This is a genomic window from Nonomuraea sp. K271, from assembly GCF_009908215.1.
Lineage (GTDB): Bacteria > Actinomycetota > Actinomycetes > Streptosporangiales > Streptosporangiaceae > Nonomuraea > Nonomuraea longispora.
In genome coordinates, this window is the sequence record NZ_JAAAHR010000202.1 from 1 (window position 1) to 16508 (window position 16508).

The following is a 16508-nucleotide window of genomic DNA, read 5'->3' on the forward strand; positions in this document are numbered from 1 at the left end:
ACCTGCGCGTGCGCCGCGCGGTACGGGCATGTCGGTACGGGACAGCCGGACACCCCCGCGCGGCGCGTGGGGGTGCGGTGGTGACGGTCAGGCGGGGCAGGTGCTGCCGTCGTCGGGCACCTTGCCCTCCACCAGGTACGCGTCCACCGTCTTCATGACGCACCCGTTGCCGCTGAGGTAGGCGCCGTGGCCCTCGCCCTCGTAGGTGAGCAGGACACCGGTCTTGAGCTGTTCGGTGAGAGCGGGGGCCCACCGGTACGGCGTGGCCGGGTCGCCCTTGGTGCCGACCACGACGATGGGCGCGGACCCTGTCGCGTCGATGCGCTTGGCCTCGTCGTTGCCGGGCACCGGCCAGTGCGCGCACGACTCGCCCGAACCCTCGACCGACAGGATGGGGAAGATCTTCTTGATCTTGGCGTTGGTCCTGGCGGTCTCGGCGGCCGTGGGCCGGTCCGCGTTGTCGACACAGTTGATGGCCTGCAGGCTCGTCATGACCGTCGAGTAGGTGCCGTCGGCCTTGCGGCCGGTGTAGGAGTCGGCCAGGGCGAGCAGCGCTGTGCCGTTCCCCTTGAGCGCCGCGGCGGCGGCCTGTTCCAGCATCGGCCAGGTCGCCTTGGCGTACAGCGGGGTGATGACGGCGAGCTGGGCCATGCTGTAGGTGAGTTCGCGGTCGCCGACCTTGAGCGGTTCCTTCTTGAGCTTGTCGAGCAGGTCCTCGACGGTCTTCTCGACGGCCGCGGGGTCGGCACCGAGTTCGCAGCTCTGTGCCACGCAGTCCTTGGCGAACGCGTCGAAGGCCTGGTCGAAGCCGGTGGCCTGGATGACGGCGCGCTCATCGAAGGTCACCGTCGGGTCGAAGGCGCCGTCGAGGACGAACCGGCCGACGTTCTTGGGGAAGTGGGTGGCGTAGACGGCGCCGAGGTGGGTGCCGTAGGAGAAGCCGAGATAGTTGAGCTGCTTGTCGCCGACCGCGCCTCTGATGAGGTCGAGGTCCTTGGCGGCGTTCACGGTGCCGACGTGCGGCAGGATCTTGCCGGAGTCCTGCCGGCAGGCCTGGGCGAACTCCTTGGCCGCCTGGTCCGCGTCGGCCTCCGCCTCGGCGGACAGGAGCTTGTCGACCTGGCCCCCGCACTTGACGCCGGCGCTGCGCTCGACGCCGCGCGGGTCGAAGCTGACCAGGTCGTAGCGCTGGTTCAGGCCGGCGAAGGCCCGGCCGGCCATCGCCAGCGTGTCCACTCCCGACGCGCCGGGGCCGCCGAAGTTGAACACGAGCGAGCCGAGCCGGTCGCCCGTGGCCTTCATGCGGATCAGGGCGAGGTCGATCTTCTCGCCGGCGGGATCGGCATGGTCCAGGGGGACCTGGATCGTGCCGCACTCGGTGCCGGCGGCGGGGGTGACCGGCTTGCCGTCAGGGCCCACCAGATCCGTGCACCGGGCCCAGGCCACGCTTCCCGTGTCCGTGTCCTTGGCGGCGTCCTTGGCGGCCGGGGCGGGCTCGCCGGTGCTGCCGCAGGCCGTGAGAACCGCCGCGCCCAGGAGGAATGTCGCTATGGGCTTCTTCATGCCTATAAGCATGGTTCACCGGAGATGTGCTGACGTAGTGGGTTGAGACACCACTTAGCTGTGACTTCGGGGAACGGCGGGAGATGACGAATGTCAGCGCGTACGGACGACTCCGGTCACTCCCGGCCGGGTCTGCGCACGAACCAGATGCCGAACAGGCCGAAGGCGACCCCGGTCACGCAGGTCCAGATCCACCACGTGTTCTCCGGGGCGGGGCGGAAGAGCAGCAGGGCTACCAGGGCGACGGCCCAGACGGCGGTGCCGACGGCCACGGCGGCGGTGTCGTTGGTCTCGATCGGCTCAGGGTCGGGGTGCCACTCCTGCTTCACGTGTCCACCCTAGCTTGCAATAGGGTCTCGAAATCATTACTGGCTCTTTCCGCAGCTCACCGCGACTGCCACTGTTCGCGTCGTGAGCGACACACGTAACAAAATAGATCGTTTCTTCGCAATCTCGGCACGAGGTTCCACGCTCTCCCGCGAGGTGCGGGGCGGCCTGGCCACGTTCTTCACCATGGCCTACATCGTGGTGCTGAACCCGATCATCATCGCCACCGGCACGGATGTGGAGAAACAGGTCATCGGCGACGGCACCACGCCGAACGTGGCGCTGGTCGCGGCGGGGACCGCCTTCGTGGCGGGCGTGCTGACGATCCTCATGGGCGTCATCGCCCGGGTGCCGTTCGCCATGGCGGCCGGGCTCGGCCTGAACGCCTTCGTCACCTTCAACCTGGCCAGTGTGATGACGTGGGAGGAGGCCATGGGCCTGGTCTTCCTCGAAGGCGTCATCATCGCCGTCCTGGTGCTGACCGGGCTCAGGGTGGCGGTGTTCCGGGCCATTCCCGCACAGCTCAAGACCGCGATCAGCGTCGGCATCGGTTTGTTCATCGCGCTGATCGGTTTCGTGGACGCCGGGTTCGTACGGCGGGTGCCGGCGGGGCCGCCGCTGGAGATGGGCATCGGGGGCAACCTCACCTCGTGGCCGATCTTCGTGTTCGTGGTCGGGCTGCTGGCGACGGCGGCGATGGTGGCGCGGAAGGTCAAGGGCGCGATCCTGCTCGGCATCGTGGGCACGACCGTGCTGGCGATCATCGTGGAGTTGCTCACCAGGTCGGGCGCGTTCTCGGCCGAGAACCCCGGCGGCTGGCAGCTGAACGTGCCCACGATGCCCGAACAGGTCCTCGGCTTCCACAACCCGCTGGTGCTGTTCACGGAGTTCGACCCCTTCGGGGCGTTCAGCCGGATCTCGGTGTTGCTGGCCGTGTTGTTCGTCTTCACTCTGCTCATCACCGACTTCTTCGACACCATGGGGACCATGGTGGGCGTCGGTCGCCAGGCGGACCTGATCCAGGAGGACGGTACGCTCCCGCGTACGAAGCAGATCCTGCTCGTCGACTCGATCGGCGCGGCGGCGGGCGGCGCGGGCTCCGTCTCCTCCAACACCACCTACATCGAGTCGGCCGCAGGAGTCGGCGAGGGCGCGCGTACGGGGCTGGCGAGCGTGGTCACCGGCGTGCTGTTCCTGGTGGCGACCTTCTTCGCGCCGCTCGTCACGGTGGTGCCGTACGAGGCCGCGGCCCCCGCGCTGGTCGTCGTCGGCTTCCTGATGATGACGGCGATCCGCGACATCGACTGGAACGACTACGAGATCGCCATCCCGGCGTTCCTCACCGTCGTGGTCATGCCCTTCACCTACTCGGTCTCGAACGGCATCGGCGCCGGCTTCGTCAGCTACGTGTTGATCAAAGTGGTGCGGGGCAAGGCGAGGGAGATCCATCCGCTGCTGTGGGCGGTCACGATCCTCTTCGTGCTCTACTTCGCGATCGGCCCGATCCGCGCGCTCTTCGGTGTCTGACCAGGTGGAAGCCGTCCTGCGCGTGCAGGGCGGCTTCCTGGTATCCAGGAGGGCAAGAACCGATTAGGGAAATATCCTGGCTTCCCCTATAGTTAGCAAAGGTAATGACTCATGCTAACCAAACCCCAGCACAAGACGGACCTGCGCAGCGACGCAGGCCTGGCTTCGGCCTTGCGCGTTTCTATGGCAAGGCTGACCAGGCGCCTACGACGACAAGCAGCGGCACACTCGCTGACGCCCACCCAGTTCGCGACGCTCGCCGCCGTGGAACGGCATTCCGGGATAACCCCCGGCGAATTGGCCGAGCTCGAGAAGGTGCAGCCGCCCTCGATGACGCGCGTGATCGCCAAGCTCGAGGAGCGCGGCCTGGTCGCGCGCACGCCGCACCCGACCGACCGGCGCCAGGTGACCGTGACCGTGACCGAGGCCGCCGAGAAACTCCTGAAGGAGGAGCGACGCCGCAAGGAGGCGTGGCTGACACAGCGGTTGAAAGACCTGTCCTCCGAGGAGAGGGCGATTCTGCGGCAGGCGGCACCCATTCTGGAGAAGCTCAGCCGGATATAGAGGAGCCTGACGAACCCAGGACCGGGATGTTCCGGTCGCTCAGGGTTTACAACTACCGCATGTTCGCAGCCGGGGGCGCGGTCTCCAACGTCGGCACCTGGCTGCAGCGCACCGCCCAGGACTGGCTGGTGCTCGACCTGACCAACGGCAGCGCGGCGGCGCTCGGCACCGCGACCGCGCTGCAGTTCCTGCCCATGCTGCTGTTCGGCATGTTCGGCGGCGTGCTGGCCGACCGCTATCCCAAGCGGCCCATCCTCGTCACCGCCCAGGTGCTGATGGCCTCGCTCGCGCTGACCATAGGCGTGCTGACGATGACCGGCGCGGCCCAGGTGTGGCACGTGTACGCGATGGCGTTCCTGCTCGGCATGATCTCCTGCGTCGAGGTGCCGACCCGGCAGGCGTTCGTGGTCGAGATGGTGGGCCGTAACGATCTGCCCAACGCGATCGCCCTGAACAGCTCCATCTTCAACCTGGCCCGTGTGGTCGGCCCGGCGCTCGCCGGTCTGCTGATCTACGTGCTGGGCGGGACCGGCCCGATCTTCCTGATCAACGCGCTGACGTTCGGCGCGGTGATCTCCAGCCTGGTCTTCATGCGCAGGTCGGAGCTGAACGTCTCCGAGCCCGTGCCAAGGGCCAGAGGCCAGCTCCGCGAGGGGCTGCGCTACGTGGTGCGGCACGAGGAACTGCTTATGCCTGTGCTGCTCATCGGGTTCGTGTCGATGTTCTCGCAGTCGTTCTCGATGTCGATCGCGCTCATGGCGCGCGAGGTGTTCCAGGCCGGCGCGTCCTCGTTCGGCCTGGCCTCCAGCATGTTCGCGGTGGGCGCGCTCGGAGGGGCGCTGCTGGCGGCGCGCAGGGCGCGGTTGTCGCGCAAGGTGCTCTTCGCCGGGGCGATCGGCTTCGGCCTGTTCCAGATAGCGACGGCGCTGGCCCCGTTCTACCCCGTCTACCTGCTGCTGCTGGTTCCCACCGGCATCGCGTTGATCACCATCAACACGGCCGCGAACGCCAGCGTCCAGCTCGCCACCTCCCCCGACATGCGGGGGCGGGTCATGGGCATCTACATGCTCGTCTTCACCGGCGGGGCGCCGCTCGGGGCGCCGCTCATCGGCTGGCTGTCCGAGCTGGGCGGGCCGCGGGCGGGCGTCATGCTGTCGGGCGTGCTCGTCCTCGCGGGCACGGGACTGGCGGTCCTCGTGACACGGCTGATCAGCCGGCGGGTACGCAGGCCGAGCCTCGCCACGGCCTGAGTGACCGGCCCCGGCCACGGGGCACAATCGGATGGCATGAGGCTCTTCGCGGCCCTGGTGCCGCCCGACGAGGTGCTGGACGAGCTCTCCCGCGCGATCGCGCCGCACGTCGGGCAGGTGCCGGGCCTGCGCTGGCCCGGCCGGGCCACCTGGCACATCACGCTGGCGTTCTTCGGCGAGGTGCCCGAGCGGGCGCTGCCCGAGCTGGAGTCGCGCCTGGCCCGCGCCGTACACCGCCACAGCGCGCTCGACCTGGCCCTCGACGGGTTCGGCGGGTTCTCGTCCGCCCGCAGGGCGCGGGTCCTGTGGGTGGGCGTCACGGGCGACTCCATGACCCGGCTCGCCCACTCCGTCAAGGCGGGCGCCCGCAGGGCGGGGGCCGCGCAGACGGACGGCAAACGGTTTCACCCGCATCTGACGCTGGCCAGGGCCAAGACGGAGACGGACCTCCGCCCGCTGATCGAGTCGCTGTCGGGATTCAGCGGCTCGCCGTGGCGGGCGGAGCACGTCCGTCTCGTCCGCAGCCACACAGGACCCCAGGTGAGGTACGAGTCACTCGCCGAATGGGCGCTCGCATCCTCCGGGCGGGGCTAGGCTCCAGGGCGTGGACCGTCCTCGCTCCTGGTTGCTGCCCATCGTGCTCGGCCTGCTGCTGCTGATCGTCGTGATCGGCACGCTGCTGACCTGAGCCTCACCAGGCGTAGTCCTCCGGCGCGGTGCGGTGGCCGGGGAAGATCTCGTCCAGGCGGGCCAGGGCGTCCTCGTCCAGCTCGACCTCCAGGGTGCGCATGCTGCCGTCGAGCTGCTCCAGCGTACGCGGGCCGATGATCGGCGCGGTGACCGCGCGCTGCTTGAGCAGCCAGGCGAGGGCCACATAGGCGGGGTCCTCGTTCAGCTCGTCGCAGAACTTCTCGTACTGCTCGATCTTGTCGCGGTGCTTCTCGAGCTGCTTGACCATGGTGTCCGAGGCCGAACGGCCCTTGTCGATCTTGCGCAGCACGCCACCGAGCAGGCCGCCGGCCAGCGGGCTCCACGGGATCACGCCGAGTCCGTAGTCCTCACAGGCGGGCAGCACCTCAAGCTCGACCGCGCGGGTGAGCAGGTTGTAATGCGACTGCTCGCTCACCAGCCCGTTGAAGTTGCGCCGGGAGGCGCTCTCCTGGGCCTTGGCGATGTGCCAGCCGGCGAAGTTCGACGACCCCACGTAAATGATCTTGCCCTGCTGTCGCAGGACGTCCATGGCCTCCCAGAACTCGTCGAACGGGGTGTTCCTGTCGATGTGGTGCGCCTGGTAGATGTCGATGTAGTCGGTCTGCAGCCGCTTGAGTGAGGCGTCGCAGGCCTTGCGGATGTTGAGCGCCGACAGCTTCTGGTCGTTCGGCCACTCGCTCATCCCGCCGTACAGCTTGGTCGCGATCACCGTCTTCTCCCGGCGTCCGCCGCCCTGCGCGAACCACCGGCCGATGATGTTCTCGGTGATGCCTTCGCCGAGCTTCCAGCCGTACACGTTGGCGGTGTCGAAGAAGTTGATCCCCAGCTCGTGGGCCCTGTCCATGATCGCGAAGGAGTCTTCCTCCGTGGTCTGCGGGCCGAAGTTCATCGTGCCGAGGCAGAGCGGGCTCACGTGGAGCCCGCTGCGTCCGAGATTGACGTAGTCCATGCTTCCAACCCTAAGTACCTGGAGTGCGCTCCAGGCCATAGGCTTCATTCGTGATCTACAGAGAAATGGGGCACTTCCCGCCGCGCTGTCTCCCCTCGTGATCGCCCTGCTCAGGGCGGCCGTCCCGCTCTTCCTGGCCATGGTGACGGGCATGTTCGGCTCGCTGGTGGTCACGTCCGTGCTCGGCCGGTACGACACCGTGGCCCTCGCCGCCTTCGCCGTCATGACCGCCGTGCTCAACCCGACGTCCGCCACAGTGCAGGGAGCGCTGCGCGGGCTCGGGCCGTTCGTCGCCCAGCACAAAGACTCGCCCGCGACGGCCGTGCCGATCGTGCGGGACGCGCGCTGGCTGGCCATGGCCGCCGGCACGGTGGGCGCGCTCGCGGTGATCTGCGTTCCGCTGCTGGCGCACGCCACGGGGGTGCCCGGCGAAGTGGTGCGCGAGCTGGGCGCGCTGCCGTACCTCGTCGCGGTCTACCTCCTCGTCTTCGCCTCGACGGGCGGCGCGAGCACCATCCTGGTGGCGCTCGGGCACCACCGCAGCGTGCTGTGGCCGACCCTGACGTTCGGGCTGCTGCTGAGCGTGCTCACCGTGGCGCTGGTGCCGCCGCTCGGGTTGACCGGGGTGGGCATCGCGTGGGTGGTCGGGGGAGTCGCGGCGGCGGTCGTGGCGAGTCTCCTGCTGCGCCGCGCGCTCGGCGGCCCCATCGGGCAGGCCAGGCCCCGGATCGGCGAGATCGCCACGCTGGCGAGGGTCAGCGTGCCCCTGGCGGGCACCGTACTGATCAAGTTCGGGGTGCTCGGAGTCGTCACTCTCGCGGCGGGCGGGACCGGCGCGCGCGACACCGCCGCGCATGCCGTGCTGACCATGCTCACCGCGTTCATGATGATGGCCTCGCTCGCCATCGGGCAGGTCTCGGTGCCGGAGATCGCCCGCGCCGCCGACCCGGCGGCGGCGCGCCGGGCCAACAGGAGCGCGGCCCTGCTCGCGCTCGCCGCCACGCTCGCAGGGGCGGGACTGCTGCTGGCGTTCGGCTCGCCGCTGGTCACGCTGTTCAGCGACGACCCGGCGGTACGCGAACGCGTGCTCGCGCTGCTGCCGCTGATGACGCTGGCGGCGGTGGCCGACGCGGCCCAGGCGGTGCAGGGAACCGGCCTCACCGCGCTCAAGCGTTCGGGGGCCAGCCTGGGCTACTTCGCCATCGGGTACGGGCTCCTGGTCCTGGCCGCCGTTCCCGTGGCCAGGACCTGGGGCATCACCGGGCTGTGGGTGGCCATGGCGGTGGCCAACGTGCTGCTGGTGGGGCTCCAGGGCACCGGTTTCCACCGCCACAGCGCCAAGGTGGCTGGTTAGGGCTCAGGAGCGGCACTGACCCGCGCTGGTGAGCTGAGAGGCCGTGGCCCAGTAGCCGGAGGTCGTCTCCACCCGCCCGCCCTCGGCTGAGCCCTGGTAGACGCTGATGATGTTCCCGGCCTTCCACGTCCCGTTGTAGCGAGGGGTGTTGGGGCCCCGCCATCTGGGAGTCTCCCGCTTCACCTCGAAGGGACAGATGACGGCCGCGGCCGCGGCCGTGGCCGAGGCGGTGGCGCTTGCGGCGGGCGCGGCGACCAGCGCGGCGCCTCCCGCCATCACGGTAGCGGCGAGCATCACAGCAAGACGGTTCGCTTTTGTGATCATGTCGCCAGGTTAGGACGCGGCCGGTTCGGTGTCGTTGGCGCTGAGTAGCGAGATTCTTGGCGCTGCATCCACTCCGGCGTGCGTTCCCGGGCCTGTCGTGCGGACCGGGTGGCCGGAGGGTGGGGCATGATGGCCGCGTGGGGGATGTCGTGATCAGGGTGCTCGCGGTCGTCACGGCGATCTGCTGTCTGTCCGCCGTTCCCGCCTACGCGGCGGACGACGGCACCGAGAAGCTCTTCACCTTCCGCGATCCCGGGATCACGGAGTCCAGCGGGCTGGCCGTGTCGCCGACGCACGACGGCGTCTACTACACGCACAACGACAGCGCCGCCGCCCCCACCTTCTACGCCGTCGACGGGACGGGCCGTACGAAGGCGACCTTCCAGGTGCAGGGCGCCCAGGCGCGGGACTGGGAGGCGATGGCGGCGTCCAAGGACCCGGAGACGGGCCGGGGCGTGCTCTGGTTTGCCGACATCGGCGACAACCTGGACGGCGCCTGGCCCGACATTTCCGTTTATCGCGTCATGGAGCCGCGAACGCTGCGCGACGCCACCCTGCCCGCGACCCGCTACCGCTTCCGCTACGCCGAGGGAGCCCGCAACGCCGAAGGGCTCATGATCAACCCCAGGTCCGGCCGGCTCTACGTGGTGTCCAAGGAGTTCGCGGGCTCGGTCTACGCGGCGCCGAAGAGACTTCGCACCGGCCGGACGAACATCCTGCGCAAGGTCGCCGGCGCCCCCATCATGGCCACGGACGCCGCCTACGCCCCCGACGGCTCGTCGTACGTCATCCGCACCTACTTCTCCGCCACCCTCTACCGGCCCTCCGGCGAGACGATCGCCAAGGTGACGATGCCGGAGCTCGAACAGGCCGAGTCGATCGCCTACACCGCCGACGGCACGGCGCTGCTGGTCGGCTCGGAGGGGCCGCGCAGCCCGGTCTACCGGGTGCCGCTGCCCGAGCGTGCCACCCCCACCCCGACACCCGAAGCGACCCCGGAGGAGACCCGTGACGATGAGGCAGCCGGGTCGACGCGGGCGGCCTCCGACTCCGGCGCGTCCGGCCTGACGGTCAAGGACGTGCTCATCTGGCTGATCGCGGCCGCCACTGCCGTGGGCGTCATCACGTTACTGGCCCGCCGCACCCGCTGAGCTCCCGCCGGTCAACGGCCGGAGCGCCGCGTCGTGCCGGCGATCGCCGCGATGATCGCGGTCAGAACGCAGAAGAGGATCGCCAGTCCTATGGCGACGCCGTTGGTCTTGTCGAAGCCGAAGACGAAGGCGAGCTGAGCGCCGAAGGGCGTGCCCCGCAGGAGCGGCGCCACGAAGGTCGCCACTACGTAGAGCACGCACAGCACGCACAGCGTCCACGCGCCGGGGATCCTGCGGGCGAACGTGAACCCCGACGCGACCCGCACCAACCCGGCGCCGATGAGGCCGCCGACCACGTTGACCAGCACCACGCCGTTCCAGAGACCGGTCGGTCCGTTGGCGTGCGGGCGTCCGGCCTCAGCCCGGTGGGGGACCTGAAGGCCGCCCGAGTCCACGCATCGTGGCGGTGAACAGGTCGCCGCGCAGCGCCCGCTCCACGACCTCGACGGAGCGCGACAGGCGCACCAGCCGCGGCCCCTCCTGCCTGTAGGTGTCGAGCACCGCCTCGATGGCGTGCGGCGGCAGGTGCCCTTTGAGGTCGACGGCGGCCGCCCGGTAACCCGCGCGGGCGGCCTCGACGGCTGAGAGGACGTGGTGCCTGGCCATGCAGGCCAGCGCGACGGGGTGCCGCCTGAGCACGTCGTAGGCGCGGTAGTCGGGCGGCACCGCGTCGAGCAACCAGGCCACCGCCGAGGTCTCCCAGTCGGGCACGCTGGGCGGACGGACCTCGGGCGGCCACTCCGGCGGCAGATACATGAGTCCATCGTACTCACGTTCGATTCTGGCTCATGAGGCTGCCGGGAGCTGATGGTCATGGCGGCGGCCGGCGTGTCGATGCCGTCCTGGACCGGGAGTTCAGCTATTCGGGCGGTTCTTCGGTCACCTGGTCCACGCGACACCAGCCCGTGGCCCGCGAAGAAGCACGTATGGTCGCCACCTTTTCGCCCGGATATGGCGGGCACGGGTGGTAGGTCCGAGAATTGTCATGTGACGGAGAAGATCGGGATCGTGGGCGCGGGCATCGTGGGCCTGGCGGTGGCGCGGCAGCTGGCCGAGTCCAGGGGCGCCGAGGTGACGGTGCTGGAGAAGGAGGGCCGCGTCGGCGCTCACCAGACCGGCCACAACAGCGGCGTCGTGCACGCGGGCATCTATTACCCGCCGGGCTCGCTCAAGGCCAGGTTGTGCCGCGAGGGTGTGGTGCTGCTCAAGGACTACTGCGCCGCGCACGCGCTGCCGTACCACGAGGTCGGGAAGCTGGTCGTGGCGAGCACCACGGCAGAGCGGCCGCGGCTGAGCGCGCTGGCCGAGCGGGCCAGGGCCAACGGGGTGCCGGGCATCACCGAGTTGGACGGGCTGGCGCTGCGCGAGGTCGAGCCGCACGCGGTCGGCGTCGGCGCCGTCCACTCGCCGCACACCGCGATCTGCGACTTCGCCGCCGTCGCGCGCCGGCTCGCGCAGGACGTGGCGGAGCTGGGCGGGTCCGTACGCCTCGCGCACCCGGTCCGGGCGATCAGGGAAAGCCCCGGAGGCGTGGAGGTGCTGGCCGGACGGCGGAAATTGTCCTTCGACCGCCTGGTGGTGTGCGGCGGCCTGAACACCGACGCGGTGGCCCGTATGGCGGGCTCACCGGGGGACGTCAGGATCGTCCCGTTCAGGGGTGACTTCTACGCGCTCAAGGGCGCGGCCAAGGACCTGGTCCGGGGGCTGATCTACCCGGTGCCCGATCCGCGCTACCCGTTCCTGGGGGTTCACCTGACGCGGCAGACCGACGGCCGGGTGCTGGCGGGGCCGAACGCGGTGCTCGCCCTGGCCTACGAGGGTTACGGTTCTGCCGTGCGATGGCGAAACTACTGCAATTTTCGGCAGATTATTGGATGGCCGGGGACGTTGCGCCTGGCCCGGGCCCATTGGCGTACCGGACTCAGGGAACTCCACGGCTCCCTCGTCAAACGCGAGTTCCTGCGCGCCACCCGCCGCTACGTCCCCGCGCTCACCGCTTCCGACCTGGAGCGCACCGAGGGTGGCGTACGCGCCCAGGCGGTGTCACGGGACGGCCGCATGGTCGACGACTTCGTCGTGGACGTACACGGGCGGGTGGTGCTCGTACGCAACGCACCCTCGCCCGCCGCCACGTCCAGCCTGGCCATTGCCCGGCACATTGCCGGAATTGTCCCAGCACCCGTCCGATGAGTGCATCCTTGGATGTGATGGAAGCACGCCTGCTGATCGTCGAGGACGATCCGAACATCCTCGAGCTCCTCGCCGCGAGCCTGAGATTCGCGGGTTTCGACGTGACCACCGCCAAGAGCGGCCTCCACGCCGTGGCCGCCGTACAACGGCACAGGCCCGACCTCGTGGTGCTCGACGTCATGCTGCCCGACCTGGACGGATTCGAGATCGTCAGGCGGCTGCGAGGCGGCGGGCTGCGCACGCCGGTGGTGTTCCTGACCGCCCGTGACGAGACCGAGGACAAGATCCGCGGACTCACCATCGGCGGGGACGACTACGTGACCAAGCCGTTCAGCCTGGAGGAGGTGATCGCCAGGATCCACGCGGTGTTGCGCCGTACGAGCGGGGAGCCGCAGTCGGCGCCGCCGAGGCTGACGTTCGCCGACATCGAGCTGGACGAGGAGAGCCACGAGGTGTGGCGCGGCGGCAACGCCGTGGCGCTGTCGCCGACCGAGTTCAAGCTCCTGCGGTACTTCATGACGAACGCCGGCCGGGTCCTGTCCAAGCCGCAGATTCTCGACCACGTGTGGGACTACGACTTCAGGGGCGAGGTCGGCATCGTCGAGTCGTACGTCTCCGTGCTCCGCCGCAAGATCGACAATCGCAGCCCGCGGCTCATCCACACGCTGCGCGGTGTCGGCTACGTCCTCCGCCTGCCGCCGAGCCCCTGATGCGCGGCCTGCCGCTGCGGATCAAGCTGATCGCGTCGATGCTGGCCCTGCTGGGCTTCGGCATGACCTTCATCGGCCTGGTGAGCGTCTCGGTCCTGCACGGCTACCTCATCGACCGGGTCGACAGTCAGCTCCACCTGCTCAGCCTGCGCATGCACAAGAAGGTGCTGAGCGACTGGAGGAGGGACAGGGAGACCTCCGACCGGCCGATCGCCATCGAGTCCGACGCGATCGTGCTGGTCAAGGAGCCGGGCGCCATGTTCGAGCCGATGCTGACCGATCGCGACGTCGACATGAAGCCGAAGCCGATCCTGCAGGCCGCGCCCGGAGCCGAGCCCTACAACGCGCCCGCGATCAGGGGCGACGGCGAGTGGCGGGTGCTGGAGAGCATGGTGCGCAAGCGCACCCTCGTCGTCGCGGTGGACCTGGAGGAGGTCGACGCCATCACCCGGCGGCTCGTGCTCATCGAACTGCTCGGCGGTGGCGGCATCCTGCTCATCCTGGCCGTCGTGGGCATCACGATCGTGCGGCGCAGCATGCGTCCCCTCGCCCAGATCGAGCGTACGGCCGAGGCCATCGCGGCCGGTGAGCTGGGCAGGCGGGTGCCCGACGGCGACCCGCGTACGGAGGTGGGCCGCCTGGCCAGGTCGCTGAACGGGATGCTGGCGCAGATCGAGGCCGCCTTCGCCGCCAGGTCGGACTCGGAGGCGGCCGCCAGGCGCTCCGAGGTGCGCATGCGCGAGTTCGTCGGGGACGCCTCCCACGAGCTGCGCACCCCGCTGACCTCCATCCGCGGCTTCGCCGAGTACGCCAGGCAGAACCCCGGCGCCGACCCCACCGAGCTGATGCAGCGCGTCGAGAAGGCCGCCGGGCGGATGAGCCTGCTGGTGGACGACCTGCTGCTGCTGGCCAGGGTGGACCAGCAGCGCCCGTTGAAGATGCGCCCGGTCGACATGCTGGCGCTGGCGGCCGACGCCGTGCACGATGCCAGGATCCTGGCGCCCGACCGTACGGTGAAGCTCGACGTGGTCGGCGGCGCGGCCCTGATCGTCTCCGGCGACGAGGTGCGCCTGCGGCAGATCATCAGCAACCTTGTCACCAACGCCATCATCCACACCGAGCCGGGCACGCCGATCACTGTGCGTGCGGGGGCGGGCGCCGGCACACTTTTCCTCGAAGTGGTCGACAGCGGCCCCGGGCTCACCCCCGACCAGCTCGACCGGGTCTTCGAACGCTTCTACCGGGCCGACTCCGCCCGCTCGCGCCGCCGGTCGGGCGAGGACCGGGGGAGTGGGCTCGGCCTGGCGATCGTCCAGGCGCTGGTGGCGGCCCACGGCGGCACGGTGACGGTCGAGAGCTCGCCCGAGGACGGCTCGACCTTCCGGGTCGAACTCCCACTTGCCTTGGAGTGAGCCTTCAGCAAACCCTCAGGTGAATTTGTCACGCTGAGTAGGTGACGAAACCCGAGGCGCTGATCATGGTGGTGGACGACGAACCCAGCATCAGGGACCTCCTCTCCGCCAGCCTGCGCTTCTCCGGTTTCGAGGTGCTGACCGCCGCCGACGGGCAGGAGGCCGTCGAGGTCGCCGAACGTGCCTCGCCCGACCTGGTCGTGCTCGACGTGATGCTGCCCGACCTCGACGGGTTCGAGGTGGCCAAGCGGATCGGCACGCCCGTGTTGTTCCTGACCGCCCGCGACGCCACCGAGGACAAGATCGCGGGGCTGCGGGTCGGCGACGACTACGTGACCAAGCCGTTCAGCCTCGAAGAGGTGCAGGCCAGGATCCGCGCGGTGCTGCGGCGTACGCGCGGCGAGGGCGGTCCTCCCAGCAGGCTCAAGGTGGCCGACCTGGAGCTGGACGAGGACGCGCGCGAGGTGTGGCGGGGCGGCCGGCAGGTGCGGTTGTCGCCGACCGAGTTCAAGCTGCTGCACTACTTCATGGTCAACGCCGGGCGCGTCTTGTCGAAGGCGCAGATCCTCGACCACGTCTGGAACTACGACTTCGGCGGCGACGCGGGCGTGGTCGAGTCGTACGTCTCCTATCTCAGGCGCAAGGTCGACGACGTCGAGCCGCGGCTCATCCACACGCTGCGCAGCGTCGGCTACGTGCTGAGAGAGCCGCCCCCGGGCTGAGCGCGCGGCAACACCTCGGCGCCGGGCCGGTGAATGTGGTTCACGCTGGGTAGCGTGGGTTCATGGACTTGCTGGGCGCGTTGGAGACCCTGCGCCGGCCACTCGACCGTGAGTTGTTCCCGCTGGCGATCGGGGACAGCGCGGCCGACAGGCGGGCGCTGCGCGAGCTGACCGGCCAGCTCGACGACTACCTGCTGCCCCGGCTGCGCTCCCTCGACGCGCCGCTGCTGGCCGTCGTCGGCGGATCCACCGGCGCGGGCAAGTCGACGCTGGTCAACTCGCTGGTCGGGGCCGACGTCGCCGAGCCGGGCGTGCTGCGGCCCACGACGCTGGTGCCCACGCTCGTGGTCAGCCCCGCCGACCGCGACTGGTTCATGGGCCAGAACGTGCTCCCCGGCCTGTCCCGGGGCACCGGCGACGGCCCCGGGGCCCTGCGGGTGGTGACCTCCGACGCGCTCGGCGCCGGGCTCGCGCTGCTCGACGCCCCCGACATCGACTCCGTGGTGACCGCCAACAGGCAACTGGCCGCCCAGCTCCTCGCCGCCGCCGATCTGTGGTTGTTCGTCACCACCGCGGCCCGCTACGCAGACGAGGTGCCGTGGGGCTTCCTGCGTTCCGCCCGCGAACGCAGCACCGCGCTCGCCGTCGTCCTCGACAGGGTGCCGTCCGACGCCCTCGAGCCCGTCTCGCGCGACCTGTCCCGCCTCCTCGCCGAGAACGGCCTGGAGGACACCCGGCTGTTCACCGTCCCCGAGGTGCCGCTGCCCGACGAGAAGGCCCGGCTGCCCCGCGAGACGGTGCGGCCCGTCGCCGACTGGCTCACGGAGCTGGCCGCCGACGCCGCCGAAAGGTCTCGCGTCGTACGCCGGACGCTGTCGGGGGCGCTCGACAGCCTCGCAACCCGGGTGCCCTCGCTGGCCGGGGCCGTCGACCGCCAGCGCGCCGCCTTCGACGGCCTGCGCTCGATCGTCACGGGAGCGTACGCCGGCGGCATGGCCGACTTCGACGAAGGCATGCGCGACGGGTCGCTGCTGCGGGGTGAGGTGCTGGCCCGCTGGCAGGACTTCATCGGCACCGGCGACCTCATGCGCTCGCTGGAGAGCCGGGTCGGCCGGCTGCGCGACCGCGTCGTCGGCTTCTTCACGGGACGGGTGCCCGAGCTCCGGCTCAGGGACGCCCTGGAGAGCGGCGTCGAGTCCCTCATCAGGGGCGCCGCCGACGGCGCCGCCGAACGTGCCCTGGAAGGGTGGTCCGCCGCGCCCGGCGGCCCCGGGCTGCTCGAACGGCTCGGCGCGGTCGAGTCCGCCAGGCTCGGCCGTGCCTCGCCCGAGCTGGCCAAGCGGGTCGAGGCGGCGGTGCGGGGGTGGCAGGAGTTCGTGCTCGACCTCGTACGCGAGGAGGGGGCCGACAGGCGCACTACCGCGCGCGTGGCGTCCTTCGGGGTGAACGGGGCCGGACTGCTGCTCATGCTGGGCGTGTTCGCCTCCACAGGAGGGTTGACCGGGATCGAGGTGGGGATCGCCGGCGGGACGAGCGTGCTGACTCAGAAGCTGCTGGAGGCCGTCTTCGGCGACCAGGCGGTGCGTACGCTGACCGTGCGGGCCAGGGAGGACCTGCGCGAGCGGGTACGCACCCTGCTGGCCGAGGAGGCGGCCCGGTTCACCGCCCAGCTGGAGGTGGTCGAGCCGCCCGCGGACGCCGCGGATGCGCTGCGCACGGCGCTGCAGCGCATCCAGGCCCACCGCACCGAACTC

General features: G+C 70.1%; 17 protein-coding genes. 11 read left to right on the forward strand and 6 right to left on the reverse strand.

Annotated features, from left to right (window positions below; genetic code table 11):
- Positions 1 to 87: 87 nt before the first annotated feature.
- Complete coding sequence (locus tag GUY59_RS41245) at positions 88 to 1563, reverse strand: alpha/beta hydrolase (RefSeq protein WP_138208631.1); 1476 nt, start codon at positions 1561 to 1563, stop codon at positions 88 to 90.
- Positions 1564 to 1679: 116 nt separating this feature from the next.
- Positions 1680 to 1892 carry a DUF2530 domain-containing protein gene (locus tag GUY59_RS49505; RefSeq protein WP_138208632.1) on the reverse strand — a complete coding sequence of 71 codons (213 nt, stop codon included), beginning with the start codon at positions 1890 to 1892 and terminating at the stop codon, positions 1680 to 1682.
- 82 nt (positions 1893 to 1974) lie between these two features.
- Between GUY59_RS49505 and GUY59_RS41255 the strand changes: the two genes are divergently transcribed.
- The 4 genes from GUY59_RS41255 (at position 1975) to thpR (ending at position 5825) form a co-directional block, all read left to right on the forward strand.
- Positions 1975 to 3417 (forward strand): NCS2 family permease, encoded by a 1443-nt coding sequence (locus GUY59_RS41255; RefSeq protein WP_138208633.1) that lies wholly within the window; start codon positions 1975 to 1977, stop codon positions 3415 to 3417.
- Between the two features lie 111 nt (positions 3418 to 3528).
- Positions 3529 to 3981 (forward strand): MarR family winged helix-turn-helix transcriptional regulator, encoded by a 453-nt coding sequence (locus GUY59_RS41260; RefSeq protein WP_138208634.1) that lies wholly within the window; start codon positions 3529 to 3531, stop codon positions 3979 to 3981.
- Positions 3982 to 4007: 26 nt separating this feature from the next.
- A complete protein-coding gene (locus tag GUY59_RS41265; RefSeq protein WP_161714973.1) occupies positions 4008 to 5231 on the forward strand; it encodes an MFS transporter in 1224 nt (407 codons plus the stop codon).
- Between the two features lie 36 nt (positions 5232 to 5267).
- The gene (gene thpR / locus GUY59_RS41270; protein ID WP_132331121.1) at positions 5268 to 5825 is read left to right on the forward strand and encodes an RNA 2',3'-cyclic phosphodiesterase; all 558 of its coding nucleotides are present in this window, start codon (positions 5268 to 5270) and stop codon (positions 5823 to 5825) included.
- A gap of 97 nt (positions 5826 to 5922) precedes the next feature.
- Here the strand turns inward: thpR and GUY59_RS41275 are convergent, their stop codons facing one another.
- Complete coding sequence (locus tag GUY59_RS41275) at positions 5923 to 6891, reverse strand: aldo/keto reductase (RefSeq protein ID WP_138207973.1); 969 nt, start codon at positions 6889 to 6891, stop codon at positions 5923 to 5925.
- 97 nt (positions 6892 to 6988) lie between these two features.
- Between GUY59_RS41275 and GUY59_RS41280 the strand changes: the two genes are divergently transcribed.
- Positions 6989 to 8245, forward strand: a complete 1257-nt coding sequence (locus GUY59_RS41280; RefSeq protein ID WP_161714974.1) for an MATE family efflux transporter — start codon at positions 6989 to 6991, stop codon at positions 8243 to 8245.
- A gap of 3 nt (positions 8246 to 8248) precedes the next feature.
- Here GUY59_RS41280 and GUY59_RS41285 read toward each other — a convergent pair whose 3' ends face one another.
- Entirely contained in the window at positions 8249 to 8569 is a 321-nt protein-coding gene (locus tag GUY59_RS41285; RefSeq protein WP_138207969.1) for a hypothetical protein, read from the reverse strand.
- A 137-nt stretch (positions 8570 to 8706) separates the two neighbouring features.
- Here GUY59_RS41285 and GUY59_RS41290 point away from each other — a divergent pair, with 137 nt between their 5' ends.
- Positions 8707 to 9720: a hypothetical protein gene (locus GUY59_RS41290; RefSeq protein WP_138207967.1), complete on the forward strand. Its 1014-nt coding sequence runs from the start codon at positions 8707 to 8709 to the stop codon at positions 9718 to 9720.
- Positions 9721 to 9731: 11 nt separating this feature from the next.
- On the opposite strand, the gene GUY59_RS41295 is transcribed toward GUY59_RS41290, so the two are convergent.
- Complete coding sequence (locus tag GUY59_RS41295; RefSeq protein ID WP_138207965.1) at positions 9732 to 10031, reverse strand: hypothetical protein; 300 nt, start codon at positions 10029 to 10031, stop codon at positions 9732 to 9734.
- A 46-nt stretch (positions 10032 to 10077) separates the two neighbouring features.
- Positions 10078 to 10476, reverse strand: coding sequence for a hypothetical protein (locus GUY59_RS41300; protein WP_138207963.1), 399 nt, complete (start codon positions 10474 to 10476; stop codon positions 10078 to 10080).
- A 231-nt stretch (positions 10477 to 10707) separates the two neighbouring features.
- Here GUY59_RS41300 and lhgO point away from each other — a divergent pair, with 231 nt between their 5' ends.
- The 5 genes from lhgO to GUY59_RS41325 form a co-directional block, all read left to right on the forward strand.
- Positions 10708 to 11910, forward strand: coding sequence for an L-2-hydroxyglutarate oxidase (gene lhgO / locus GUY59_RS41305; RefSeq protein ID WP_252375218.1), 1203 nt, complete (start codon positions 10708 to 10710; stop codon positions 11908 to 11910).
- Positions 11911 to 11927: 17 nt separating this feature from the next.
- The gene (locus GUY59_RS41310) at positions 11928 to 12620 is read left to right on the forward strand and encodes a response regulator transcription factor (RefSeq protein WP_236668008.1); all 693 of its coding nucleotides are present in this window, start codon (positions 11928 to 11930) and stop codon (positions 12618 to 12620) included.
- Complete coding sequence (locus tag GUY59_RS41315; protein WP_138207957.1) at positions 12620 to 14032, forward strand: sensor histidine kinase; 1413 nt, start codon at positions 12620 to 12622, stop codon at positions 14030 to 14032. Before GUY59_RS41310 ends, GUY59_RS41315 begins: the two co-directional genes overlap by 1 nt.
- A 65-nt stretch (positions 14033 to 14097) precedes the next feature.
- Positions 14098 to 14754, forward strand: a complete 657-nt coding sequence (locus GUY59_RS41320) for a response regulator transcription factor (protein WP_138207975.1) — start codon at positions 14098 to 14100, stop codon at positions 14752 to 14754.
- A gap of 62 nt (positions 14755 to 14816) precedes the next feature.
- Positions 14817 to 16508, forward strand: a 1692-nt coding sequence (locus tag GUY59_RS41325; RefSeq protein WP_161714975.1) for an ABC transporter, incomplete at its 3' end; no start/stop codon positions are given.

Coding starts and splice junctions, on each gene's coding strand:
- GUY59_RS41245 (WP_138208631.1), bottom strand. CDS start 1,563: ATGAAGAAGCCCATAGCGACATTCCTCCTGGGCGCGGCGGTTCTCACG.
- GUY59_RS41260 (WP_138208634.1), top strand. CDS start 3,529: ATGCTAACCAAACCCCAGCACAAGACGGACCTGCGCAGCGACGCAGGC.
- GUY59_RS41265 (WP_161714973.1), top strand. CDS start 4,008: ATGTTCCGGTCGCTCAGGGTTTACAACTACCGCATGTTCGCAGCCGGG.
- thpR (WP_132331121.1), top strand. CDS start 5,268: ATGAGGCTCTTCGCGGCCCTGGTGCCGCCCGACGAGGTGCTGGACGAG.
- GUY59_RS41275 (WP_138207973.1), bottom strand. CDS start 6,891: ATGGACTACGTCAATCTCGGACGCAGCGGGCTCCACGTGAGCCCGCTC.
- GUY59_RS41285 (WP_138207969.1), bottom strand. CDS start 8,569: ATGATCACAAAAGCGAACCGTCTTGCTGTGATGCTCGCCGCTACCGTG.
- GUY59_RS41300 (WP_138207963.1), bottom strand. CDS start 10,476: ATGTATCTGCCGCCGGAGTGGCCGCCCGAGGTCCGTCCGCCCAGCGTG.
- GUY59_RS41310 (WP_236668008.1), top strand. CDS start 11,928: ATGGAAGCACGCCTGCTGATCGTCGAGGACGATCCGAACATCCTCGAG.
- GUY59_RS41315 (WP_138207957.1), top strand. CDS start 12,620: ATGCGCGGCCTGCCGCTGCGGATCAAGCTGATCGCGTCGATGCTGGCC.
- GUY59_RS41320 (WP_138207975.1), top strand. CDS start 14,098: ATGGTGGTGGACGACGAACCCAGCATCAGGGACCTCCTCTCCGCCAGC.